The sequence below is a fragment of the Streptomyces sp. NPDC002144 genome, assembly GCF_053593695.1.
Genome location: NZ_JBSFDB010000012.1, coordinates 207,904 through 230,781, shown reverse-complemented (window position 1 = coordinate 230,781; position 22,878 = coordinate 207,904). Strand labels below are relative to the sequence as shown.

Here is a 22,878-nt window from a genome sequence, read left to right as displayed (position 1 = left end):
CCCATGACGGAAACGGAAACCAACGCGTACGACGTCGTGGTGCTCGGGGCCGGGCCCGTGGGGGAGAACGTGGCCGACCGCACCCGCGCGGCCGGCCTGTCCACCGCGGTCGTGGAGAGCGAACTGGTCGGCGGCGAGTGCTCGTACTGGGCGTGCATCCCCAGCAAGGCTCTGCTGCGCCCGGCCATCGCCCGCGCCGACGCCCGACGCGTGCCCGGACTGCGCCAGTCGGTGCAGGGCCCCCTCGACGCGGCCGCGGTCCTCGCGCACCGCAACTACTACACCTCCGACTGGCACGACGACGGCGCGGCGACATGGCTGGACGGCATCGGCGCCGACCTCTACCGCGGCAAGGGCCGGCTGACCGGCCCCCGTACGGTCAGCGTCACCGGTTCGGACGGCGCGGAGCGCGTGCTCACCGCCCGGCACGCCGTCGCCGTCTGCACCGGCACCGACGCCGTGCTGCCCGATATGCCCGGGCTGGCCGAGGTGAAGCCGTGGACCAGCAGGAACGCCACCAGCGCGCAGGAGGTCCCGGGCCGGCTCGTGGTGGTCGGCGGGGGAGTGGTGGCCACCGAGATGGCCACCGCCTATCAGGCCCTCGGCTCGAAGGTCACCCTCCTGGTGCGCGGCAAGGGCCTGCTGCCCCGGATGGAACCCTTCGCCGGGGAGCTGGTCGCGGAGGCGCTGGCGGAGGCCGGCGCGGAGGTGCGGACCGGTACGTCGGTGGAGTCGGTCGCGCGGGAGAACGGCACGGTCGTCGTCATGACCGGCCAGGGCGACCGCATCGAGGCCGACGAGATCCTCTTCGCCACCGGCCGCAAGCCGCGCACCGCCGACATCGGCCTGGAGACGGTCGGTCTGGAGCCCGGCGGCTGGCTGCCGGTCGACGACAGCATGCTCGTGTCGGGCAGCACCTGGCTGTACGCGGTCGGCGACGTCAACCATCGCGCGCTCCTCACCCACCAGGGCAAGTACCAGGCGCGCATCGCCGGTGCCGCCATCGCCGCCCGCGCCTCCGGCGTGCCGATCCTGGAGACGGACCCCTGGGGCGCGCACGCGGCCACCGCCGACCATCACGCGGTTCCCCAGGTCGTCTTCACCGACCCGGAGGCCGCGGCCGTCGGCCTGTCCCTCGCGGAGGCCGAGCAGGCCGGTCACCGCGTGCGTGCCGTGGACGTCGAGATGTCCTCCGCGTCCGGCGCGGGCCTGTACGCCGACGGCTACCGGGGCCGCGCCCGCATGGTCGTCGACCTGAACGAGGAGATCCTGCGCGGCGTCACCTTCGTCGGCCCCGGCGTCGGTGAGCTCATCCACTCGGCGACGGTCGCGGTCGCGGGTCAGGTCCCGATCAGCCGGTTGTGGCACGCCGTTCCGTCGTTCCCGACGATCAGCGAGGTGTGGCTGCGGCTGCTGGAGGCGTACCGGGACAACTGACGGCGCTCGCGCCCGGACGCCTTCCGGCCTACGGGAGTTCGAAGCCCAGCGCGTCCGCGGCCTCGTGCGGTGTGGGCCGCGTCCAGCGCTGGGCCATCGCCTCGTTCGAGGACAGCGACCGCAGCTCCGCCCGGTCGAGGTAGAGCGTGCCGTCCAGGTGGTCCGTCTCGTGCTGCACGATCCGCGCGGGCCAGCCGGTGAACACTTCGTCCACCGGCCGCCCGTGCTCGTCCTCGCCCGTCAGCCGTACCTCGGCGGCCCGGGCCACCACGGCCTGCCAGCCCGGCACGCTCAGGCACCCCTCGAAGAACGCGGCACGGGCGGCGCCGAGGGGCTCGTACGACGGATTGACCAGGACCCGGAACGGCTGCGGCACCCGCCCCCGCGCCACCCGTACCTCCTCCGGCACCGGCGCCGGGTCCTCGATCACCGCGATCCGCAGCGCCACGCCGACCTGCGGCGCGGCCAGGCCCACGCCCGGCGCCGCGTGCATGGTGACGCGCAGGGCCTCGACGAAGCGGGCCAGCAGGGCCGAGTCGAGCTGTCCGTCGAAGCGCTCCGTGCCGCGCCGCAGGACGGGGTCACCGGCCGTGACGATGGGCAGTGGGCCGTCGGTGGCGAGGAGTTCCTCGACCTGCTCGGCAAGTGACGGGTGGTTACGGGGAGTTGCCATGCGGTCAGCATGCCATGAACGGTCGGGGACGGACGAAGTGCCGTGTGACGCACGCCACTTGGGCCTCCGGGAACTCGGCGTCCGCCTCCCCCGACTACTGGACCGCCACAGCACCACACCGTCCCGTCCCCCGGAGAAGCCCGCCGATGTCCACCGCTCCCTCGCCGACCAAGGACGAGACCCCGAAAGCCGAACCGGCCCCCACGGCCTCACCAGGCCCGTGGGCCTCCCTGCGGCCCCTCGTCCTGCGGCTGCACTTCTACGCCGGAGTGCTCGTCGCCCCCTTCCTGCTCGTCGCCGCCGTCACCGGGTTCCTGTACGCCGGCGCCTTCCAGGCCGAGAAGCTCGTGTACGCCCACGAGATGACCGTCGCCGAGGTCGGTGACACCAAGCTGCCGGTCTCCCAGCAGGTGAGCGCCGCCCGCAAGGCCCATCCCGAGGGCACCGTCTCCGCGGTACGGCCCTCCCCGGAGGCGGACGCCACCACCCGGGTGCTGCTGTCCGGCGTGAAGGGCGTGGAGCCCGGCCACACCCTCGCCGTCTTCGTCGACCCGTACACCGCGAAGGTGCGCGGGGCCCTCGAACAGTACGGCTCCACCGGCGCGTTGCCGCTGCGGACCTGGATCGACGAGTTCCACCGGGACCTGCACCTCGGCGACACCGGCCGCCTCTACAGCGAGTTCGCCGCCAGCTGGCTGTGGGTGATCGCGGGTGGCGGCCTGGCGCTGTGGTTCTCCCGCCGCCGAGCCCTGCGCAAGGTCCGCGGTACCAGCGGCCGACGCCGCACGCTCGGCCTGCACGGCACCGTCGGGGTATGGACCGCCGCCGGCTTCCTCTTCCTGTCGGCCACCGGACTGACCTGGTCGACGTACGCCGGTGCCAACATCGACGAACTGCGCACCTCGCTCGGCCAGGCCACCCCGTCCGTCTCGGCGACGGCGGGCGGCGACCACGCTGGCCACGGCGCCGCCTCCGCGGGCGGGGGCGAGCACGGGGTCGGTCTCGACAAGGTCCTGTCCGCGGCCCGCGCCGAGAGCCTGACCGATCCGGTGGAGATCGTGCCGCCCGCCGACGCCGACTCCGCGTACGTGGTGCGGCAGGTCCAGCGCAGCTGGCCCGAGAAGCAGGACTCCGTGGCGGTGGACCCGGCCACCGGCGAGGTCACCGACGTGCTGCGGTTCGCCGACTACCCGCTGCTCGCGAAGCTGACCCGCTGGGGCATCGACCTGCACACCGGGATCCTCTTCGGCCTGGTCAACCAGATCGCCCTGATGGCCCTGGCACTCGCCCTGGTCCTGCTGATCGTCTGGGGCTACCGCATGTGGTGGCAGCGCGGCCGCGGTTCCTCCTTCGGCCGGCCGATCCCACGCGGCGCCTGGCAGCAGGTGCCCCCGCAGATCCTCGTCCCGTGCGTTGCGGTCATCGCCGTACTCGGCTATTTCGTCCCGCTTCTCGGCATCCCCCTGGCAGCCTTCGTCGTCGCGGACGTGCTCTACGGCGAGATCGCGCACCGGCGCGCCCGCGCCTCGGCGGGCTAGAACACGACCGGGCCCGGCTCCTCGGAGAGCCGGGCCCGTGGTTCAGACGGACAGCGCGGCGAGCTCCGCGTCGGCCCGCTCGGTGACGGTCGCCAGGACGCGACCGGCCGCCGCGAGGTCCTCGGCCGGGATGCCACCCCAGATCCGGGCGCTGATCTCCCCGGTCTCGGCGCTCACCCGGGTGTAGAAGTCACCTCCGGCGTCCGTGACGCGCACGTCGGACCCGTCCACGGTGATGAGGCCTTTGGCGCCCAGTTCCGTGATGACACCCCGCGCCTCGGCCGGGTCGACCTTGAGCGCGCCGACGACCTGCGTCACCAGGGCCTCACGCTCGACCGGCTGCCCGGCGACGACGACGAGCCGGAGGGTGATCTGCTGCTGGAAGGTGGCACCGTGCCGGTCCAGGACGCTCTCCAGGACGGCGCGGGCGGCGTAGTGCGCCAGGCCCAGGGCGCGGGCATCGGCGGCGGGTGCGGTGGTGGTCAAGACTGCTCCTTCTCGTTCTGGTCGTTCTCGCTGAACGGATCAAGAGGTGCGTCGAGCAGGGTCGCGAGGTCGCGGGTGAACTCCTGGGCGCGCGGGGCGTCGAGCCCGCCGAGCGGCGCCAGGAACTGCCGCAGCAGACCCTGTACGACCGTGATGGCGCGCCCGGTGACCTCGCGGCCCTGGTCGGTGAGGGCCAACTGCACCGCGCGCGGGTCCCGGGGGTCGCGAGTGCGTTCCACGAGGCCGGCCGACTCCAGGCTGCGGGCCAGCTTGGAGACGTACAGCGGCTCCAGGCCGGTGTGGTCGGCCAGCCGGCGCTGGCTGGGGCGTTCGCCGGTGCGCTGCATGCCGTGCAACGAGGCGACCAGCGAGTACTGGGCGTGGGTGAGGCCCAGCGGGACCATCGCCCGGTCGACGGCGACCCGCCATTTCATCGACAGACGCCACACCAGGAACCCGGGCGTCGCGTTCTCGTAACCGCTGCTCATGAGAGATACTGTACATCGCTACTATGTCCATGGCTACTATTTTGTTGGGGCGGCTACGGGACTAGGTTGTGCGCCATGAGCAATCTTGATCGCGAGGCGGTTCCCGCCCTGTGCGGCGGCCGTGGCTTCGTCGTGGCGGAGCCGGTGCGCGAACTCCTCAGTCCTCGCCGGGTCCCTCTCGGCGAGTCGACCGAAGTCCGCCGCCTGCTGCCCAACCTGGGCCGCCGCATGGTCGGCGCCTGGTGCTTCGTCGATCACTACGGCCCCGACGACATCGCCGACGAACCCGGCATGCAGGTCCCGCCGCACCCCCACATGGGCCTGCAGACGGTCAGCTGGCTGCACGAGGGCGAGGTACTGCACCGCGACTCGACCGGCAGCCTCCAGACCATCCGCCCCCGCGAGCTCGGGCTCATGACCTCGGGCCGGGCCATCAGCCACTCCGAGGAGAGCCCCCGCCCGCACGCCCGCTTCCTGCACGGTGCGCAGCTGTGGGTCGCCCTCCCGGACGGCCACCGCCACACCGACCCGCGCTTCGAGCACCACGCCGAACTCCCGCGCGTCACCGCGCCCGGACTCACGGCCACCCTCATCCTCGGCGACCTGGACGGCGCGACCTCGCCCGGCACGACGTACACCCCGATCGTCGGCGCCGACCTGGCACTGACCCGCGGCGCGGACGTACGCCTCCCGCTGGAGCCGGACTTCGAGTACGCCGTGCTGTCCATGTCCGGCGAGGCCCACGTCGACGGCGTGCCGGTGCTGCCGGGCTCGATGCTCTACCTCGGCTGCGGCCGCGCCGAACTCCCCCTGCGCGCCGAGTCGGACGCGGGCCTGATGCTCCTGGGCGGCGAGCCGTTCGAGGAGGAGCTCGTGATGTTCTGGAACTGGATCGGCCGGTCCCAGGAAGAGATCGAGCAGGCCCGCCGGGACTGGATGGAAGGCACCCGGTTCGGCGAGGTGAAGGGCTACGACGGCGCCCCACTGCCCGCCCCCGAACTGCCGCCGCTGCGGTTGAAGCCGAGGGGCCGGGAGCGCTGACCCACGGTCTCCCATGTGTCCGGGGCAACCTGGATGCTGTCGGTGATGGCGTCGGCGTCCCGGAGCCGGCGCCGCAGAGGCGAGCCCTCGTAGATGGACGAAGCGCCACCGAGGCCGTGCATGGCCCTGATCACCTCTGCGGACGTACGGGCGGCAGAGGAAGAGGGCGCGTGCGGCGCGCAGTTCGGCCTCCGCCCCGGCCACGGCGGTCTGGATTGCCAGCCTCCCGGCGCTTCCATCTCCACCCGGCAGCGGGCCGGCCGTCGAGGTCCCGGGGGCGTTCGAGCCCGACCGCTGCCGCTACGACCCGCCAGACCCGACGCCGGCGGCCGGCGGGGTCCGCATGTCCAAGGACCGGGGCCACGTCGACTACCCCCGGCTGGAGGCGCGCCCGGACGTGCTCATCTGCAGCACACCCGCCCCCGAGAAGGACGTCGAGGTCATCGGTGAGGTCAGCGCCGAGCTCCAGTCAGGTGCGCGCGGTTCTGGGAACTTCCTGAGAGTCGGACCCGCACCGCGGTCATGGGTGGCCGCCGACCTGGCCACTCGGCCGCGGACTCCCAGAAACCTCTCAGAACCACTCGGGAAGGTCGTACTCGCGGCAGCCATTGTGGCCGCGTCCCCCCGGAACGGGGCGCCGGGCCTCCCCCGTCCGGCGCCGCGTGCCGCCCGCCCGCGAGCGAAGCGGAGCCTTCCCGCATGGCTGCCACCACGACCTCCCTCATGTCCGGGCCCCGCTCGGGTCCGCACTCCCCATCTCACACCACGCCGGTACGGATGACCGGCCCGTGGCGGAACGCCCTGGAAGGGGCGGCGTCCGCGGTGTGCGCGGTGGTCGCCATGGCCGCCGTGTCCGCGCTGGCCTTGGGGCTGCTCGGCGCGGGGTCCTACGGATCGCTGTGGCCGCTGACGATGGCCGTGACCGCCATGGCCGTCGGCGGCCCGGTCGCCGCGGATCCGGCCGCGTCCCCGGACACCGGCGGGATGGGCGGTCTGGCCTCGCTGTTCGGCGGAGGCGGCGGCGGTCTGGGGCCGTCGATGAGCGGTTCGGCAGATGCCATGCCACTGGGCGTCACCCTGGTCGGCGCCATCGTTCTGTGGGTCGCGTTCTCCTGGCGGCTGAGCCACGGGCGGCGCCGGGTGCGGTTGACCGGTGGCGCACTCGCCGTGCGGGCGGCAGGGGCGGGAACCGCGGCCCTGGTCGTCCTCATGATCGTGGCAGCTCTCGCACGGGGAACGGTCACCCTGCCCGCGTCGGCGACGGCCGGGATGCGCGGAAGCGGCGGGGACTCGTCCGGCGGGGGTTTCGGCGGCGCGGGCGGCGGCCTGGCCGATCTGTTCGGCTCAGGCGGTGGTCCCGGTGGCCTGGGTGGTCTCTTCGGCGGTGGGGGTACGGGCGCCCAGCCGGCGATGGCCTATCACGTGGGCGTGGGACCGGCGGGGTTGGGCGCACTGCTGTGGGTGGCCGTCGTCCTCGGCGTGGGCTGCCTGATCAGCCGCCGGGCGCGGCTGTCGCTGGGCGGTGCGCCGGCCCGGCTGCGCGCGAGCTGGGGGCCGAGCCTCTCGGCCGTCGTCCGCACGGTCCTCGTCCTGGCGGCCGTACCCCTGCTGGCCATCGGCTTCGTCGGAGCCGTGGTCGGTGACCGGGTCGGCTCGGTGGCGGGTGGCACCTTGTTGCTCGCTCCCAACGCCCTGGTGGCGTTCCTGACGCTGGGCGTCGGCTCCTCATGGACGGCGGCGGTCCACCCGGTGCAGAGCGACAGCACCAACCCCCTCGCAGCGATCATGGGTGCGCTGAGCGGTGGTGCGGCCGACGGCCGGCAGCAGGACCGCGTCGCGTCGCTGGGCTCGGCGTCGGTGGGTGGTTGGCCGGTGTGGCTCATGGCTCTCATGGTGTCCGGCCTGATCCTGACCGCCTGCGCCTACCGCGCGGCGCGGACCACGCGCCCGGGCCATGAAGTGCCGTTGCTGCCCTGGCGGGGCCCGTTGGCCGGGCACCTCGCCATGGCCGAACGGATCGGTGTGGTCACGGCCCTCGTCCTGGGTGCGGGCGTCTGGGCGGCGGGGGTGTCCGGGCACTTCGGCTTCAGCATGTTCGGCAGCGAGATGGGCGGGATGCGGGGCGAACTCAGCGGCAGCGTGCTGCGGACCGTCGTATTCGGACTGCTGGTCGGCTCTCTCGCCGGGTTCGCCGGGAGCCTCCTGGCCCGGACACGCGGACGCCGTGGCCCGATGACGGTGGAGCCCTATGACCGCAGAGCCCTTTGACCGCAGAGCCTTATGATCGTGATCCCGGCGACCGTTGATCCCGGCGACCGTGGGCTTTACATGGCGGAGACACCCGCGGCCGTACGCTGCGCGACAGCATCCCGGGTGTCCCGCGGGCCGCGCGTCTTCCGCCGCACACCCGTTCCCGGCGGCACCGGGACCGCGCCGTCTCGCGCCTGGAGGACCCTGTGACACCTGTCGAGCGCTCCGCCCTGACCGGTGCGGGCACCGGACATGAGCCCGGCGCGGCGCCGGCCGCCGGCAACACGCATCTGCTGATCGTCGAGGACGAGCCCACCGTCCGGGAGTTGCTGTGCGCGGCGCTGGGACACGCCGGTTTCACGGTCACGGCCGCCGGGACCGGTCAGGAGGCCCTCGACCGCGCGCACGAGGCCGCACCTGATCTGGTGCTGCTGGACGTGCTGCTTCCCGACCTGGACGGCTTCGAGGTCATCCGGCGGCTGCGCGAGCGGCACCGTCCGGCCGCCGCACCCCGCACCGGGCACATCCCCGTCGTGTTCCTCACCGCCCGGGACGCCACCCGGGACAAGATCGAGGGCCTGGTGCTGGGCGGCGACGACTACGTGACGAAGCCGTTCGATCTGCAGGAGCTGATCGCCCGTATCCGCGCGGTGCTGCGCCGCACCAGCGGCGACCCCACCGCCCTGCTGCGCGTGGCCGATCTGGAACTCGACCCCGACGCCGTCCAGGCGGCCCGCGCGGGCGAGCCGATCCGTCTGTCGCCCACCGAGTTCCGGCTGCTGCACTACCTGATGACCAACGCCGGTCGCACGGTCTCCAAGGCGCAGATCCTTCAACGGGTGTGGGACTACGACTTCAACGGCGACACCGGCATCGTCGACACCTACATCAGCTACCTGCGCCGCAAGATCGACAACGGCGGTCCGAAACTCGTCCACACCGTGCACGGCGTGGGATACGTGCTGCGTGGACCGAGGTCATGAGCCGGCCTCGCCGGGTCGGTGCGCTGTGGGCGCGCGCGTCGCTGCGCGGCCGGGTACTGGTGTTGGCCGTCGCCCTGCTGGCGGCCGGGTTCACCGCCTTCGCCCTGGCCACCGGCAACGCCCTGCACGGCTACCTGCAGGGACGCGTCGACTCCCAACTCCGCGCCGCCGCCCAGGTGTTCGCCGTCCTGCCGCCGGCTGTGGCGGAGACCGGCGCCGAGCGGAGACCGCCGACGGCGCTGGCCGACTTCAGTACGGACGTCCTCGGCAACCCCGTCATCACCTATGTCGCCGCCGACGGCACCGTCGAGAGCAGTATCGACTCGCTCGCCGGCGGGACGCGGGCCCGGGACGCCCAGGGCCCGGCGCTGCCCCGGCTGGACGAGGCCGCCATCGCCGAGCGCGGCGGCCGCCCGTTCACCGTCGACGGCACGAAGGGGGACGGCCGCTGGCGGGTGATCGCCGTGCACCGGACGGCACACGCGCTCCTGCCCGGAACCACGGCGACGGTGGCCGACTCCGACGGCGTCGTCGTGGCGACGTCGATGGAACAGGTGGACGGCACCGTGGGACGCATGTGGGAGACCTACCGCGACACCGGGCTCGTGCTTCTCGCGGTCCTGGCCGTGGCGGGCTGGTTCGCGGTCCGCTCCGGACTGGGTCCGCTCTCCCGGGTCGAGCGGACGGCCGCGGAGATCGCGCGCGGCGACCTCTCCCGACGCGTGCCCGAACTCGGCGGCCCACGAACGGAGTTGGGCCGCCTGGCCAGGGCGCTGAACGGAATGCTGGGACAGTTGGAGACCGCGTTCGCCGCCCGCGCCGAGTCGGAGGCCCGGATGAGCAGGTTCGTCGCCGACGCCGGCCATGAGCTGCGCACCCCGCTCGCCGGTATCAAGGGGCTGACCGACCTGCACCGTATGGGCGCCCTGCCCGAACGGGAGGACGTCGACGCCACGATGGCCCGTATCGCCCGCGAGTCCGAACGCCTCACCCGGCTCGTCGAGGACATGCTCCTGCTGGCCCGCCTCTACGAACAGGCGCTCAGGGCCACGGGAAGGCCGGCGGTCCACCCCGTGCCGGGTTCCCCGTCCGACCTCGACCTCGCTCCCACCGACCTGCGCACACTCGCGGCGGACGCCCTGCACGACGTACGTGCCCTGGACCCGGCCCGGACCGTCAGTCTCACCGGCCCGGACGGCGACGGTCCGCCCACCTCCGCCCCGGCCCTCGCCGACGAGGCCCGGCTGCGTCAGGTCGTGACCAACCTCGTCGGCAACGCCGTCACCCACACACCACCCGGCACGGCCATCCGCATCGGTGTGGGTACCGTCGGCGACCACGCCGTCCTGGAGGTCGCCGACCAGGGCCCGGGCCTCGCTCCCGGCACGAGCGGCCGCATCTTCGAACGCTTCTACCGCGCGGACGCCTCCCGCAACCGTGCCACCGGGGGCGCCGGTCTCGGCCTGTCCATCGTGCACTCCCTGGTGAGCGCCCACGCGGGCCACGTCGAGGTCGACTCGGTCCCCGGCCGGGGTGCCACCTTCCGGGTCGTCCTTCCGCTGCTGACCGACCGGCCGACGCGGACCGGCTCACCGCGACAGCCCGTCCTGCAGGACTGACGGTGACGCCGAAGCGGGGCGAGGTCAGACCGGCCGGACCAGTCCGACGTCGCAGGCGAAGACCACCGCCTCCACTGTCCGCGCTCGGTGACGGGGTTGATCCTGTGTTCCTGTCCGGCGGCACGTCCGCCCGGGGCGCGCCGGGTGTAGGTCTCGATGAGCTGCGGGTGATGCCGGGGGAGACGACGGAGTCGCCGGCGGCCCCCGCGCGGATGCCGACGACGAGTTCGTCGGGCCGGGCGTCCTTGAGGAAGAAGCCGTCGGCGCCGGGACGAGACGGGCGTGGACGCTCCTGCCTCCGCGCGGGTTGCGGCCGGAGGTGACCTGGCCCTGGTAGAGGGCGGCGCGTTCGCGCATGCCGACCAGGTCCCTGCCGCCGCCGGTCCGCGTGGAGTGGGGCGGTCCGCAGACCGGTACCGCGGTGCTGGTGCGGCGGGTGCAAGGGGACGCCGTGTCCCTGTCGGGGACACGGCGTTCGGGGCGGTCGGTGTGCTCAGTCGCGGGTGGGAGGGGTGTAGAAGGAGCCGACGGAGGTCCAGACGCCGTTCTTGACGACCACGCGCTGCACGCTGCGGGTGCCGAGATGGTCGTCGGCGCCGAACTTCATCACCGGAGACACCCCGGGGTCCACGGAGGACGCCTTCTGGCACGCGGCGATGAGGGACTGGGACGTGACCGGCCCCTTGACGGTCTTGGCGATCTGGGCGAACACCTTCGCGTTGCTCCAGCCCCACAGGGCGAGGAACCCGGCGTCCTGACCGGGCTCGTACTTCGCCATCGCGGTACGGAACTCCTTGACCGACGGGTCGGGATCCGACGGCGCCTTCACCAGCTGCACCGCCTTGAGGCCCTCGGCGGCGTCCTTGGCCAGCGAGATCGTCGACTCGGCGGCGACGGGCGCGTAGGCGTAGGTGGGCAGGGAAAGCCCCTGCAGCTTGGCCTCCTTGACGAAGGCCGCCGCCTCCGGCGAGGTGAGGATCAGGATCACCGCCTGGGGTTTCGCCGCCTTCACCTTGCTGATCACCGGCGTGTAGTCGGTGGTCTGGTACTTGACCGGCAGCCGGTCGACCTCGACCGTGGGATCCACCTTCTTCGCGACGGGCTCCACCTGCTTGGCGACGTTCACGAACGCGGCCGGGTCGCTGTGCACGACGAGGATCTTCTTCGCGCCGTCCTGCACGGCCCACGCGGCGACCGCCGCGGCCTGGTCCTCGTAGAGGGTCTGTGTGCCGAACAGGCCGGGGCGCGGCGGCTTGTACCAGTTCTCGGCGCCGCCGACCTCGTTCAGGATCGGGACCCTGGACTGGTTGAGGACGAACGGGAAGGCCGCCTCGGCCTGGGAGGTGCCGTTCGCGTTGACGATGGCCACGACCTTGTCCTGGCCGATCAGTTCACGGGCGATCTGCACGGTCTGCTGAGGGTCGGCCGCGTTGTCCTTGACGGTCCACCGGATCTTGCGTCCGTTGATGCCTCCTTGGGCGTTGAGCATCTTGAAGTAGGCGTCGGCACCGGCTCTCTGGGGCACGCCGTACGCGGCGGTGGACCCGGTCAGCGGCAGCCACGCGCCGATGTGTATCTCGGTGGAGCTCGCGGCGGCTCCCGCGGAGTCCTGGCCGGCGCACGCGTTGGCGGTCAGCGCCACCGCGGCCAGGACGGCCGCCGTTCCCGCGGCGCGGCGGAGTCTTCTTACGGTCCGGAACATGGTCCACCTCGTATCGCTACAGGAATCAGTTCACTCGTGAGGTCCGGGCGGGAGCCGCCGCGTTCGGGGCGGCCTCCAGGCCGCCGCTGAAGTACGCCGCCTCCGCCTGTGCCGCGAACGCGGGATCGCCCGGCCGGCCGTGGGCTGCGACGACGCCCTCGTGCAGCACGGCCACCTCGTGGCACACGGACATGGCCCGGCTGAGCAGTTGCTCGAGCAGGACGACGGTCAGACCCTCCCGGGCCAGGCCCGCCAGCCGGTCGTAGACCTCGTCGACCAGCGCCGGGGCGAGCCCGAGCGCCGGTTCGTCGACGATCAGGACGTCCGGCCCGACGATCAGGGCCCGGGCGATGGCGAGCATCTGCTGCTCGCCGCCGGACAGTCCGCCGGCCGGCGCGGACATCCGGTCGCGCAGCCGCACCGGCAGCCACTCGACGGTCTCCTCCAGCCGCTCGCGCAGTCGCGCGCCGGTGACACCGCCCGCGTACGCGGCGACTTCGAGGTTCTCGCGCAGGGACAGCGTCTTGAACAGGGCCCGTCCCTCGGGCGCCAGGCTGGTGCGGACGCCCGTGCCCGCCTCCCTGACCCCGTGCGCGGGTGTGAGGGAGCCGTGCAGGACGCCGGCCAGGGTGCTCTTGCCCGCGCCGTTGGCTCCGGCGACGCCGAGCACGACGCCTTGGCGGACGTCGAGGTCGACGTCGCGCAGGGCGACCACGCCGCCGTAGCCGTGGCCGATGCCGTGCAGGCGGATCATGCTGCGCTCGCCGGTGTGCTCGGGCGGCCGGGTCCTGCCGTCGACCGTGCCCAGATACGAGGAGCGCACCTTCGGGTCCTGCAGCACGGTGTCCGGGGCGCCCTCGCCGATGGTGCGTCCGAAGTCGAAGGCGAGGACCCGGTGGGCGACGGAGAAGAGGTCGTCGAGGACGTGGTCGATGACCACCACGGCGGTGCCGCCGGCGTGCAGCCGCCTGATGTGCCCGGCGAGCAGGGCCCGTTCACTCGCGTCGAGGCCGCCGAACGGCTCGTCCAGCACCAGCAGTTTCGGGTCCTCGGCCATCGCGCGGGCGAGGTCGAGGCGCTTCTGCAGGCCGAAGGGCAGCTCCCCGGGGCGGCGGTCGGCCACCTCCGCGAGGCCGACGGAGTGCAGCACCCGTGCCACCTCGGCCCGGTCCCGGGCGGTGATCCGGCGACGGGTGCACAACACGTTCTCGGCGACGGTGAGTTCGGAGAAGACCTCCGCGTGCTGGAACGTACGGCCGATGCCCAGCCGCCGGCGCGCGGTCGCCCTGGTCCGCAGCAGGGGCCGGCCGGCGAAGTCGGCGGTTCCGCTCACCCGGCCGTTGCCGGTGAGTCCCGACAGGGCGTTCAACAGGGTCGTCTTTCCTGCCCCGTTGGGTCCGATGACGGCCAGGATCTCGTTCTGAAGCACGGTCAGTGAGGCGTCCTCCAGGGCCTGGAGTCCGCCGTAGGAGACCGACACGTGCTCCAGGCGCAGCAGGACGGAGTCGTCGGTGGGAGGCCGGATGGGTGCGGGGGCGGTCGACTCCTCGGCGGGCAGGGGGAGTCGGGTGTCCGGTCGGCGCAGCAGGCGCCGCGCGAGACTGCGCACGGGTTTGCCGAGGAACGGCACGACGCCGCCGGGTAGGAAGAGGAGCACGCAGATCAGGACGAGGCCCTGCACGACGGGCTGGGGCAGCCCCACGGCGGAGGACAGCGAGGGGTTCCACGTGAGATAGACGCCTCCGGCCACGGCGCCGACGATGGTGCCGACCCCGCCGAGCACGCACGCCGCGATCAGCGAGATGCCGAAGGACAGCGAGAACGGGTCGGGGCTGACGAAGCCGGTGAGCAGCCCGAGCAGCACGCCCGCCAGGCAGGTGCAGGCCGCGCTCACGGCGAAGGACAGCGACGACTGCGCCTCGGGGGCGATGCCGATCGTACGGGCGGCCAGGGGGTGCGACTTGGCGGCCACGAGCCGCATCCGCAGCCCCGAGGCGGCGGCCGGTACCGCCAGCGCGAGCACCACGGCGGCCGCTCCGACCGCGAGGTACTGGGCCTCGGTGCTGCCGCCCAGGATCGTGCCGAGGCCGAGCGCGCTGCGCAGCTGGACGACCGGCACTCCCTGGTCGCCGCCGGTCACACTGCTCCAGCGGTTGACGAGTTCGAGGGTCACCATGGTGAAGGCGAGGGTCAGCAGGGCGATGTAGAGCACCGAGAAGCGGGCGCCCGCGTATCCGAGGAAGGCGCCCAGGACGGCGCCGGTGGCGACGGCACCGAGCACTACCGCTTCCAGGGGCCAGTCGTGGGCACTGCCGTACGCCGCGAAGTATGCGCCGACGGCGAAGAACGCGGGGTGGCCCACCGACCAGATGCCGGACCAGCCGGCGAGCAGGCCGACCGAGAGCACGACGATCGTGTACACGGCCGCGAGTCCGACGGAGTACATCTGGTACGCGGGGATCGCGCCGGAGGCCATGAACACCATCAGCACCGCGCCGGCGGCCGGACCCAGGGCGGCCCTGGCCAGGAGGGAACGGTTGAAGACCATGGATGCGACCCCTCAGACCCGTTGGAAGGTGCGGGTGCCGAACATGCCCTGCGGACGGATCAGCAGGACCAGCACGGTGAACGTGAACACGAACGTGTCCCGGAAGCTGGCGGAGACGTAGTTGGCCGCCAGGTTGTCCAGGACGCCGATGGTCAACCCGCCCAGGACCGCCCCGTACATGCTGGTCAGACCGCCCAGGAAGATCCCGGCGAAGGCCCGGAACAGCGGGGCGACCAGCGCGGTGGGAACCAGACCGGAGCGCGGCGCGTACAGGGAGGCGGCCAGTGCGGCCAGCCCCAGGCCGAGCGCCCAGGAGATCCGTGCCAGCCGCTGGGCGCTCAGCCCGACCACGCGCGCGGTGTCGGCGGACTCGGCGACGGCGCGCATGGCCGAGCCGAGCGTGGTGCGGGCGAACAGATAGCCCACCAGGGTCATCGCCACGGCGGCGACGCCGATCGTGACCAGGCTCTGCACCGGCACCGCGGCACCCGACCAGCGCACCGTCCCGTCGACCAGGCTGGGGAAGGACTTGGGCTGGTCGCCCCAGATCGATCCGGCGGCGCTCTCGGCGATCAGGGACACGCCCATCGTGACGACGAGCGCGGAGAACAACTGGCCCTGCCCCAGGGGCCGGATCACCGTCTCCCGGACGAGCAGGCCCGCCGCGACGGTGATGGCGACGGCGGCGAGGATGCCGAGCACCGTGGCCACACCGTGGTCGTGGAGCGAGACCGCCACGTACAGGCCCAGTGTCGCGAGCGACGCCATCGCGAAGTTCACGACGTCCGTGGCCCGGTAGATGATGACCAGCCCCAGGCCCATGAGGCCGTAGACGGCTCCACTGGCCAGACCGCTGACCAGGACAAGCAGGAACTGACTCATAGTCCCTCCCCCGGGGAAGGGCGCGTTCGCGCCACGCATGCAAACGGCATGATCACCTCACGGACCGCGAAGTTAAAGTGAACTCAATTCAGTAAGCTAGGCACTCCGGTGCCGGGCGGGCAACCCTCGTGCACGGGATTTGTGCGCGGCGGCCCGATCGGGCTCAGCGGGCGACGCTCGCCGGAGCCCCGGCGAGCGCGGTCCGCGCCGCCGCCAGACCGAAGACCAGGGCGGGGGCGAGGCCGCCCGCGTAGGCGCGCCGGTACAGGCCGCCGGCGTCGGCACCCGCCGCCAGCAGCCCCGGCACCGGACCGGCCCCGTCCGCGGACCGCACGCGTGCCTCCGTGTCGATCAGCAGGCCGCCGAAGGTGAACGTGATCGCGGGGGCCGCCTCGAGGACGTAGAAGGGCGGTTCGTCGAGCGGCCGCCGGTCCAGCAGCCGGCCGGGTGCGGTCGTGGCGTTCGCGCGCACGGCCGCGTTGAACTCCTCCACGCGGTCGCGGATCGTGGCGCCGGGATAGCCCCACTCCTCGGGCATCGACGCGAAGTCCTCCAGGCTGTCGGCCACCGCACTGCGGGCGCCGGCGCGGTGGCACAGCTGGAACTTGTCCACGCCGGGGATGCCCTCGACGTAGGAGGCGCTGATCCACTCCCGGTGCACGCGCGCGTCGGCGACCAGCAGGCCGCGGGCCTCCGGCCGTTCCAGCAGCGCCATCGCGGTCAGATGGTCCCCGACCGTCTCGTCGACGAAGCGCTCGCCGGTCGTGTCGAAGAGCAGGGCGTGCTCGCTGTAGTACAGCGCCAGGTCGACGAAGCGCGCGGGGTCGGCCAGGGAGACGCCCGCCGGCATCAGGTGGCCGTAGAAGCCCGCGTCCTTCTTCCCGAACGCGGCGCCGGCCGAACGGCCGAGCGCGAGGCCGTCGCCCCGGCTGTGCGGGTTGGCCCGCAGCCCGATGTCGGCGGCGCGCGGGTGGACGTGCTCGGCGCGCAGGCCCGGATCGCCCTGGAAGCCGCCCGTCGCGAGGAGGGTCCAGGTGGCCTCGATGCGGCGCACCGATCCGTCCGGCAGGACGCACTCCGCGCCCTTGACCGCGCCGTCGTCCGTCACGAGGGCGCGCGTCCAGGTGTCGGTCAGCACCTCCTGGCCCCGGTCGCGGATCAGCCGTTCGCACGTGTCGAGGTAGTGGTGGGTGTCGACCTGGTGCCCCCGGCCGAAGCCGAGCACGGGCACCGGCGGCCGGCATTCCACGCCGAGCGACCGGATCCAGGCCACCCCGTCGGCGAACCCGTGCACCAGGGCGGTGGCCAGTTCGGGGTCGCCGTCCGGGTTGACCCGGCGCATCTCCTCGACCGTCGGGGTCGTCCAGACGAAGCCGGCGAAGCGTGCGGAGCCGCCGGTGCGTTCCGCCTTCTCCACCAGGACCACCGTGCCGCCCTCGGCGGCCACCTTCGCGGCGGCCGAGAGACCGGCCATGCCACCGCCCATCACCAGAAGATCCACTGTCTCCGCATCCATAGCGGGTCCACCGCCTTCGTGTCGCCGAGTGGGACAGACGCTAATTGAACTCACTTCTGGAGTCGAGAGGGTGGATCGCGCGAGGTGGGCCGGTACGGGTTCCGGCCGCGTCGATGGCCCGGCCGGACGGGTCGGCAACCGGCACGTCAGTCGGGAACCAGGACCGCGCGCCCCCGTACGTCGCCGGACCGAAGCCTCGCGAGGGCCCGCGGCGCCTCCGACAGCGGGAACCGCTCGACCCCCACCCGCAGGACGCCCTCGCGGGCCAGGGAGACCACCGTCCGCAGTTCGGGCAGGGTTCCCCAGAACGGCAGCGAGATCCGCGTCCCCGGAGGCAGTGCGCCCGGTTTGCGGACCGTCAGTTCTCCGCCGCCGCTGCCCACCACGGCCAGCTCCCCGCCCGGCCGCAGCACCTCCACCGCGAGCTCCAGGCTGGAGGGGCCGCCGACGAAGTCGAGCACGGCCGCCGCACCCGCGCCGCCCGTCCGGTTCCGCAGGATCGCCGCGGTGTCGGGCCGCAGGAGGGTGGCGAAGTGCGCGCCGCACTCCTCGGCCAGGGCGAGCGCCTCCTCGCGTACGTCGACGGCCAGCACCCGCGCGGTCGTCGTGGCCCGCAGCAGCTGAACGGCCAGGTGCCCCAGGCCGCCGATGCCGATGACGACCACGCAGGCGTCCTCGTCCAGCGCGCCCCGGACCGCTGCCACGGCGTGACAGGCCGTGAGCCCGGCGTCGGACAGGGGTGCCGCCTGTACGGCCGGCAGGTCGCCCACCGGCACCAGCAGCCGCCCGGACGGCACGAGCAGCAGGTCGGCCATCCCGCCGTCCCGCCCGAGGCCCGCCCCGGTCCCCGCGCGGTCCGCGTCCAGCGCCGGGCGCCGGTCGCAGTAGTTCTCCGCCCCCGCCGCGCAGCGCGCGCAACTCCCGCAGCCCCAGGGGCCGTACACGACCACGCGCTCGCCGCTCGCCGGACCCGTGGCGAGCGGGCCGCGCTCGACCACGCGGCCCGCGGTCTCGTGCCCGAGGGTGAACGGGAGCCGGTACGGAAGGGCGCCCGGCGGCGCGTCGATGACATGGAGGTCCGAACGGCACACGCCCGCCGCCTCCACCTCGATGAGGACCTCTTCGCCCGTCGGGCTCGGCCGGGGCACCTCGGTGAGTTCCGGTGGACCGCCCCAGCGGGTCAGCCGGACCGCTCTCGTCCTGCCTGTTGACATACCCGGGACATTAACAAAAATGAAGTCAGTTCAGTAGTCGGCCGTGGGGGTGGTGACCGTACGTGGAGGGTGAGCACGCGGGGCGCTTCGACGGGCGGGTCGCGCTCGTCACCGGCGCGGGATCCGGCATCGGCGCGGCGGCCGCCCGGCGACTCGCCGCACAGGGTGCCCCGGTTCTCGTGGTGGACATCGACGGGCAGGCGGCCCGGGCCGTAGCCGAGGAGCTGCCGCGGGCGCACCCCCTGACCGTGGACGTGGCCGAACCGGCCCAGGTCGACGCGGCTTTCGAGGAGGCCGTACGGCGGCACGGGCGGCTGGACGTCGTGGTGCACGCGGCCGGCGTCGACGATCCCGCCGCCAAGGAGTGGATCGCCGAGGCGCTGCACGCGGACCGGCCGCCGGAGGTGACGGCGCGGCTCGGCGACGAGGCCTGGCGCCGCGTCATGCGCGTCAACCTCGACGGCACCTTCCATGTGCTGCGCGCGGCCGTCCGGGCCATGGCACCCCGCCGGTCCGGGGCCGTCGTCACCGTCGGCTCCTCCTCGGCCTTCGACACCCTGGTCGGCTATCCGCACTACGCGGCCTCGAAGGCCGGGGCCCACGCGCTGAGCCAGTCCGTCGCCAAGGAGGCGATCGCGTTCGGCGTCCGCGTCAACACGGTGGCACCCGGGCCGACCGAGACCGGCATGGCGGCGCGAACGCCCGCGGCGCTGCGGCAGGGCTTCGCGGACGGCCGGGTACGGCCGTACGCCACACCGGAGGAGATCGCCGACGTCGCCCTGTTCCTGGCGAGCGAGGAGGCGGCGAATCTCGTCGGCGCGGTGCTGCTCGCCAACGGCGGGCGGTTCACGGTGTGAGCACCGAACCGTCCTGGGTGACCGCCCGGTCCCGGCGGGCGGCGGCGCCCGTCCGCGCAGCCGCACGATGTCACACCCCCGCGCCCCCTGGGGCGGGCGCGGCCGAGGGAGGTACGCATGTTCCGGCTCGACGCCGACCCCGCGCTGCTGCGGGAGACCGAGGAGCAGCGCCAACTGCGCTCCGTCCTGCGGGACTTCCTCGCGCAGACCTGCGAACCCGAGGAGGTCCGCAAGCAGGCCGACAGCCCGCGGGGCCACGACGAGGTGCTGTGGCACCGGCTCGCGGACGAGATCGGCGTCCATGGGCTCGCCGTCCCCGAGGAGTACGGCGGCGCCGGCGGCACGTTCGCCGAACTCGCCGTGGCCATGGAGGAGACCGGGCGTGTGCTGAGCCCGGCGCCGCTGCTGAGCACCGTCGTCCTCGCCGGGCACACCCTGCTGGACAGCGGTGACCGGCAGGCCTGCGCGCGCTGGCTGCCGGGCATCGCCGACGGCTCGCTCACCGCCACGGTCGCCGGATTCCCGCATCCCGGCGCTGTCACGGCCGAAGAGGGCGCCGGCGGCTGGATGCTGCGCGGCGAGGCCGATTTCGTGCCCGACGGAGAGGGCGCCGATCTGCTGCTGGTCGCCGCCCGGGCGCCGGACGGGGAGCGGTTGTTCGCCTGCGAACCCGACCCCGCGACCTGCGAGCGCACGGCTCGTCGCGTCCTCGACCCGACCCGCCGGCAGGCGCTCGTCCGCTTCCGGGGAGCACCGGCCGAGCCGGTCGGCGAGCCCGGACGGGCGCCGGACACGGTCGCCGGGGTCCTCGACGCGACACGGGCGGCGCTGGCCGCCGAGCACGTCGGCGGGAGTGCGCACGCCCTGGACGCCGTACTCGCGCATGTGGTGCGCAGGACCCAGTTCGGGCGCCCCATCGGGTCGTTCCAGGCGGTCAAGCACCGGCTGGCCGACCTGCTCGTCGAGGTCGAGGGCGCGCGGTCGGCGGCGGCGTACGCCGCCGCCTGTGTGGCCGGGCGACGGACCGACCAGCTGCCGGTGGCGGCGAGCGCGGCCGCGGTGGCCTGCACCGCGGCCTACCGTCTGGCCACCGCGGAGTACGTGCAACTGCACGGCGGCATCGGCTTCACCTGGGAGCACCCGGCCCACCTCTATCTGCGCCGGGCCCGGGCCGACGAGGCGCTGTTCGGCACCGGCGACGACCACCGTCTGCGCCTGGCCGGGCTGCTGGGGCTCACCGGCCGCACCGGCTGACTTCTCGGGGTCGACCGGCAGCGGCCGGTCCATTGACAGGGGCACCCACTGCCCACAGAATCGAACTCAATTCAGTTCAGTTTGGAGGAACTCATGGCAGTCGAGGACGAGATCCAGTTCGAGCGCGACGGGCATGTGGCGCGGGTCTGGCTGAACCGCCCGCACAAGAAGAACTGCGTGACCGTGCCGATTCTCGAGCGGCTGGACGAGATCATCACCGAGGTCGACGCGGACCCGGAGCTGCGCGTGCTGATCCTGCGCGGACGCGGCAACACCTTCTGCTCCGGGTTCGACCTGGACAGCCTCAAGGCCGACTTCGTCGGCCGCTCCAACGCCATCGACGTCGCGGTGCTGTCGGCGAAGGTCTGCGACCGGCTGTACTCGATGAAGACGCCGTCGATCGCCGTCCTGGAGGGCCACGTCACCGCGGGCGGCTTCGAGCTGATGATCTCCTGCGACTTCGCGATCGCCGCGGACGACGCCCTGATCGGCGACTTCCACATCCGGCGCGCGCTGTTCGGCGGCGCCGGCCCGATCTACCGGGTGCCGCGCATGATCGGCGTCCGCAAGACCAAGGAGCTCATGCTCACCGGCAAGCTGCTCACCGGCGTCGAGGCGGCCGACTTCGACCTCATCAACGCCTCGGCCCCCGCCGACAAACTCGACGCCACCGTCGAGGAGTTCGCCGACCAGCTCGTCGACAAGAGCCCGTTCACCATGTGGATCACCAAGATGACCATCGACCGAAGCCTCGACGCGGACATCCAGTCGCTGATGGTCATGGAGCACCTCGCGGTCGGCGTGATGCTCAACTCCGAGGACGCCGCGGAGGGTGTGTCGGCGTTCCTGGAGAAGCGGGAGCCGCAGTGGAAGGGCCGCTGAGCGAAGTGCCGGGGACCGGGGGCCGGCTGCGCGGCTCCCGGTGCGCCGACTGCGCGGTGGCCGTCTACCCCGCAGACCCGGCGTGTCCGCGCTGCGGGGGACCGGCCGAACCGGTCGTGCTCTCCGCCACCGGCACCCTGTGGACCTGGACCGTGCAGCGCTACGCGCCCAAGTCGCCGCCCTACGTCCCACCCGCCGCCGGCTTCGCGCCGTTCACCGTCGGATACGTCGAACTGCCGGAAGGGGTGCGGGTGTTGGCCAGGCTCGACATCCGGCCCGAGGACGCGGAGATCGGCATGCCGGTGACGCTGACAGCCGGCGACGGAGTGCCCAGGGCCACGGGAGCCGCCGTATGAGCGGCGAGGACGTGCTGGTCTGCGGTGCCGGGATCACCTCCTTCGCCCGTACGCAGGCGAGCGGCCGGCGCCTGGCCGTGCGGGCCGTGCGGGCCGCCCTCGCCGACGCCGGACTGCCGTGGTCCCGGGTGCGGGCCGCGTACGGCGGCAGCGACGCCGCCGGCAACGCCGACACCCTGGTCGCCGAACTCGGCCTGACCGGAGTGCCGTTCACCAATGTGCGCAACGGCTGCGCGACCGGCGGCAGCGCGCTCGTCTCGGCCGCCCACGCCATCCGCTCCGGCGCGGCGGACGTGGCGCTCGCCGTCGGCTTCGACAAGCATCCGCGCGGCGCCTTCGACCCGCGCCCCGCCGACTGGGGGCTCGACGAGGTCTACGGCCGCGACGGGCTGATGGTGACCACCCAGTTCTTCGCCATGAAGATCCAGCGGTACATGCACGACCACGGCATCAGCGCCCGCACCCTCGCACTGGTCGCCGAGAAGGCGTACGCGAACGGCGTGCTCAACCCGCACGCCTGGCGCCGCAAGCCGCTCGACGCGGACGAGATCCTGGCGTCCGGGATGGTCAACGACCCGCTGACCCGCTACATGTTCTGCTCGCCCGGCCAGGGCGCGGTCGCCCTGGTCCTGTGCGGTCCGGCGGTGGCCCGCGAGATCGAGGCGAAGGCCGTCACCCTGCGTGCGGCGGTCGTGCGCACCCGCCGGTTCGGTTCCTTCGAGGTGTTCAGCCCGTGGGCGCCCCCCGGAACCCCGACGAGCGTCAGCGCGGACGCCGCCCGCGGCGCCTTCGAGCAGGCCGGACTGGGGCCGCGGGACATCGACGTGTGCCAGCTGCAGGACACCGAGAGCGGCGCCGAGGTGATGCACCTGGCCGAGTGCGGGTTCTGCGAGCACGGCGAGCAGGAGTCCCTCATCCCGTTCGGGGCGACCGGGATCGGCGGCTCGCTGCCGGTCAACACCGACGGCGGATGCATCGCCAACGGCGAACCCATCGGCGCCTCCGGACTGCGCCAGGTCCACGAGATCGTGCAGCAGCTGCGCGGCCGGGCCGGCGAACGACAGGTGCCCGGCGATCCACGGACCGGCTTCACCCATGTGTACGGGGCGCCCGGCGTCAGCGCCTGCACCGTGCTGACCCGTTGAGAGGAGG

Annotated in this window: 20 protein-coding genes; 11 read left to right on the top strand and 9 right to left on the bottom strand. The window is 73.2% G+C overall.

The features are described from left to right. Positions 1–3 precede the first annotated feature (3 nt). Positions 4–1,437: a dihydrolipoyl dehydrogenase family protein gene (locus ACWCQ1_RS20435; protein ID WP_133049394.1), complete on the top strand. Its 1,434-nt coding sequence runs from the start codon at positions 4–6 to the stop codon at positions 1,435–1,437. Positions 1,438–1,465: 28 nt separating this feature from the next. Here the strand turns inward: ACWCQ1_RS20435 and ACWCQ1_RS20430 are convergent, their stop codons facing one another. Next, positions 1,466–2,110, bottom strand: a complete 645-nt coding sequence (locus tag ACWCQ1_RS20430) for a peptide deformylase (protein WP_133049395.1) — start codon at positions 2,108–2,110, stop codon at positions 1,466–1,468. 146 nt (positions 2,111–2,256) lie between these two features. On the opposite strand from ACWCQ1_RS20430, the gene ACWCQ1_RS20425 reads away from it, so the two are divergent. Beyond that, positions 2,257–3,648, top strand: coding sequence for a PepSY-associated TM helix domain-containing protein (locus ACWCQ1_RS20425; RefSeq protein WP_451027052.1), 1,392 nt, complete (start codon positions 2,257–2,259; stop codon positions 3,646–3,648). 42 nt (positions 3,649–3,690) lie between these two features. Here ACWCQ1_RS20425 and ACWCQ1_RS20420 read toward each other — a convergent pair whose 3' ends face one another. Together ACWCQ1_RS20420 and ACWCQ1_RS20415 are read right to left on the bottom strand one after the other, a co-directional pair. Beyond that, entirely contained in the window at positions 3,691–4,134 is a 444-nt protein-coding gene (locus ACWCQ1_RS20420) for a MarR family transcriptional regulator (protein WP_358598927.1), read from the bottom strand. Further along, positions 4,131–4,622: a MarR family winged helix-turn-helix transcriptional regulator gene (locus tag ACWCQ1_RS20415; RefSeq protein ID WP_451027051.1), complete on the bottom strand. Its 492-nt coding sequence runs from the start codon at positions 4,620–4,622 to the stop codon at positions 4,131–4,133. The genes ACWCQ1_RS20420 and ACWCQ1_RS20415 overlap by 4 nt, the downstream gene beginning before the upstream one ends. 75 nt (positions 4,623–4,697) lie before the next feature. Between ACWCQ1_RS20415 and ACWCQ1_RS20410 the strand changes: the two genes are divergently transcribed. Then, positions 4,698–5,663, top strand: coding sequence for a pirin family protein (locus ACWCQ1_RS20410; RefSeq protein ID WP_358598933.1), 966 nt, complete (start codon positions 4,698–4,700; stop codon positions 5,661–5,663). Here the strand turns inward: ACWCQ1_RS20410 and ACWCQ1_RS20405 are convergent. Continuing rightward, positions 5,591–5,902: a hypothetical protein gene (locus ACWCQ1_RS20405; protein WP_358598936.1), complete on the bottom strand. Its 312-nt coding sequence runs from the start codon at positions 5,900–5,902 to the stop codon at positions 5,591–5,593. The two genes, ACWCQ1_RS20410 and ACWCQ1_RS20405, sit on opposite strands and share 73 nt — an antisense overlap. A 460-nt stretch (positions 5,903–6,362) precedes the next feature. Here ACWCQ1_RS20405 and ACWCQ1_RS20400 point away from each other — a divergent pair, with 460 nt between their 5' ends. The 3 genes from ACWCQ1_RS20400 to ACWCQ1_RS20390 all read left to right on the top strand — a co-directional run bounded on the left by ACWCQ1_RS20400 (position 6,363) and on the right by ACWCQ1_RS20390 (position 10,515). Then, positions 6,363–7,931, top strand: coding sequence for a streptophobe family protein (locus tag ACWCQ1_RS20400; RefSeq protein ID WP_451027050.1), 1,569 nt, complete (start codon positions 6,363–6,365; stop codon positions 7,929–7,931). A gap of 212 nt (positions 7,932–8,143) precedes the next feature. Beyond that, complete coding sequence (locus ACWCQ1_RS20395) at positions 8,144–8,896, top strand: response regulator transcription factor (RefSeq protein ID WP_451027068.1); 753 nt, start codon at positions 8,144–8,146, stop codon at positions 8,894–8,896. Beyond that, on the top strand, positions 8,893–10,515 hold the full coding sequence (locus tag ACWCQ1_RS20390; protein ID WP_451027049.1) for a sensor histidine kinase: 1,623 nt from the start codon (positions 8,893–8,895) through the stop codon (positions 10,513–10,515). The genes ACWCQ1_RS20395 and ACWCQ1_RS20390 overlap by 4 nt, the downstream gene beginning before the upstream one ends. Before the next feature lie 493 nt (positions 10,516–11,008). Here ACWCQ1_RS20390 and ACWCQ1_RS20385 read toward each other — a convergent pair whose 3' ends face one another. From ACWCQ1_RS20385 to ACWCQ1_RS20365, 5 genes are all read right to left on the bottom strand, one after another. Beyond that, positions 11,009–12,217 carry an ABC transporter substrate-binding protein gene (locus ACWCQ1_RS20385; protein WP_358598945.1) on the bottom strand — a complete coding sequence of 403 codons (1,209 nt, stop codon included), beginning with the start codon at positions 12,215–12,217 and terminating at the stop codon, positions 11,009–11,011. A gap of 25 nt (positions 12,218–12,242) precedes the next feature. Next, a complete protein-coding gene (locus tag ACWCQ1_RS20380; protein ID WP_358598948.1) occupies positions 12,243–14,765 on the bottom strand; it encodes a branched-chain amino acid ABC transporter ATP-binding protein/permease in 2,523 nt (840 codons plus the stop codon). A gap of 12 nt (positions 14,766–14,777) precedes the next feature. Then, positions 14,778–15,647, bottom strand: coding sequence for a branched-chain amino acid ABC transporter permease (locus tag ACWCQ1_RS20375; RefSeq protein WP_133049404.1), 870 nt, complete (start codon positions 15,645–15,647; stop codon positions 14,778–14,780). Positions 15,648–15,810: 163 nt separating this feature from the next. Next, a complete protein-coding gene (locus ACWCQ1_RS20370; RefSeq protein ID WP_358598951.1) occupies positions 15,811–17,163 on the bottom strand; it encodes an FAD-dependent oxidoreductase in 1,353 nt (450 codons plus the stop codon). A 146-nt stretch (positions 17,164–17,309) separates the two neighbouring features. After that, positions 17,310–18,377 carry an NAD(P)-dependent alcohol dehydrogenase gene (locus ACWCQ1_RS20365; protein ID WP_358598954.1) on the bottom strand — a complete coding sequence of 356 codons (1,068 nt, stop codon included), beginning with the start codon at positions 18,375–18,377 and terminating at the stop codon, positions 17,310–17,312. 62 nt (positions 18,378–18,439) lie between these two features. Between ACWCQ1_RS20365 and ACWCQ1_RS20360 the strand changes: the two genes are divergently transcribed. The 5 genes from ACWCQ1_RS20360 to ACWCQ1_RS20340 all read left to right on the top strand — a co-directional run bounded on the left by ACWCQ1_RS20360 (position 18,440) and on the right by ACWCQ1_RS20340 (position 22,871). Beyond that, entirely contained in the window at positions 18,440–19,234 is a 795-nt protein-coding gene (locus ACWCQ1_RS20360) for an SDR family NAD(P)-dependent oxidoreductase (RefSeq protein ID WP_358598957.1), read from the top strand. 117 nt (positions 19,235–19,351) lie between these two features. Beyond that, positions 19,352–20,488, top strand: a complete 1,137-nt coding sequence (locus ACWCQ1_RS20355; RefSeq protein ID WP_358598960.1) for an acyl-CoA dehydrogenase family protein — start codon at positions 19,352–19,354, stop codon at positions 20,486–20,488. 93 nt (positions 20,489–20,581) lie between these two features. After that, positions 20,582–21,370 carry an enoyl-CoA hydratase/isomerase family protein gene (locus ACWCQ1_RS20350; protein WP_133049409.1) on the top strand — a complete coding sequence of 263 codons (789 nt, stop codon included), beginning with the start codon at positions 20,582–20,584 and terminating at the stop codon, positions 21,368–21,370. Next, a complete protein-coding gene (locus ACWCQ1_RS20345) occupies positions 21,355–21,726 on the top strand; it encodes a Zn-ribbon domain-containing OB-fold protein (protein WP_208783031.1) in 372 nt (123 codons plus the stop codon). The genes ACWCQ1_RS20350 and ACWCQ1_RS20345 overlap by 16 nt, the downstream gene beginning before the upstream one ends. Next, the gene (locus tag ACWCQ1_RS20340) at positions 21,723–22,871 is read left to right on the top strand and encodes a thiolase family protein (RefSeq protein WP_451027048.1); all 1,149 of its coding nucleotides are present in this window, start codon (positions 21,723–21,725) and stop codon (positions 22,869–22,871) included. Before ACWCQ1_RS20345 ends, ACWCQ1_RS20340 begins: the two co-directional genes overlap by 4 nt. The last annotated feature ends 7 nt before the right edge of the window (positions 22,872–22,878 follow it).

Bases quoted from the DNA above. Each gene is read 5' to 3' on its own strand.
- ACWCQ1_RS20340 (WP_451027048.1), top strand. From the start codon at position 21,723: ATGAGCGGCGAGGACGTGCTGGTCTGCGGTGCCGGGATCACCTCCTTC.
- ACWCQ1_RS20355 (WP_358598960.1), top strand. From the start codon at position 19,352: ATGTTCCGGCTCGACGCCGACCCCGCGCTGCTGCGGGAGACCGAGGAG.
- ACWCQ1_RS20390 (WP_451027049.1), top strand. From the start codon at position 8,893: ATGAGCCGGCCTCGCCGGGTCGGTGCGCTGTGGGCGCGCGCGTCGCTG.
- ACWCQ1_RS20425 (WP_451027052.1), top strand. From the start codon at position 2,257: ATGTCCACCGCTCCCTCGCCGACCAAGGACGAGACCCCGAAAGCCGAA.
- ACWCQ1_RS20410 (WP_358598933.1), top strand. From the start codon at position 4,698: ATGAGCAATCTTGATCGCGAGGCGGTTCCCGCCCTGTGCGGCGGCCGT.
- ACWCQ1_RS20380 (WP_358598948.1), bottom strand. From the start codon at position 14,765: ATGGTCTTCAACCGTTCCCTCCTGGCCAGGGCCGCCCTGGGTCCGGCC.
- ACWCQ1_RS20415 (WP_451027051.1), bottom strand. From the start codon at position 4,622: ATGAGCAGCGGTTACGAGAACGCGACGCCCGGGTTCCTGGTGTGGCGT.
- ACWCQ1_RS20405 (WP_358598936.1), bottom strand. From the start codon at position 5,902: ATGGAAGCGCCGGGAGGCTGGCAATCCAGACCGCCGTGGCCGGGGCGG.
- ACWCQ1_RS20435 (WP_133049394.1), top strand. From the start codon at position 4: ATGACGGAAACGGAAACCAACGCGTACGACGTCGTGGTGCTCGGGGCC.
- ACWCQ1_RS20350 (WP_133049409.1), top strand. From the start codon at position 20,582: ATGGCAGTCGAGGACGAGATCCAGTTCGAGCGCGACGGGCATGTGGCG.
- ACWCQ1_RS20370 (WP_358598951.1), bottom strand. From the start codon at position 17,163: ATGGATGCGGAGACAGTGGATCTTCTGGTGATGGGCGGTGGCATGGCC.
- ACWCQ1_RS20400 (WP_451027050.1), top strand. From the start codon at position 6,363: ATGGCTGCCACCACGACCTCCCTCATGTCCGGGCCCCGCTCGGGTCCG.
- ACWCQ1_RS20365 (WP_358598954.1), bottom strand. From the start codon at position 18,377: ATGTCAACAGGCAGGACGAGAGCGGTCCGGCTGACCCGCTGGGGCGGT.
- ACWCQ1_RS20385 (WP_358598945.1), bottom strand. From the start codon at position 12,217: ATGTTCCGGACCGTAAGAAGACTCCGCCGCGCCGCGGGAACGGCGGCC.
- ACWCQ1_RS20375 (WP_133049404.1), bottom strand. From the start codon at position 15,647: ATGAGTCAGTTCCTGCTTGTCCTGGTCAGCGGTCTGGCCAGTGGAGCC.
- ACWCQ1_RS20430 (WP_133049395.1), bottom strand. From the start codon at position 2,110: ATGGCAACTCCCCGTAACCACCCGTCACTTGCCGAGCAGGTCGAGGAA.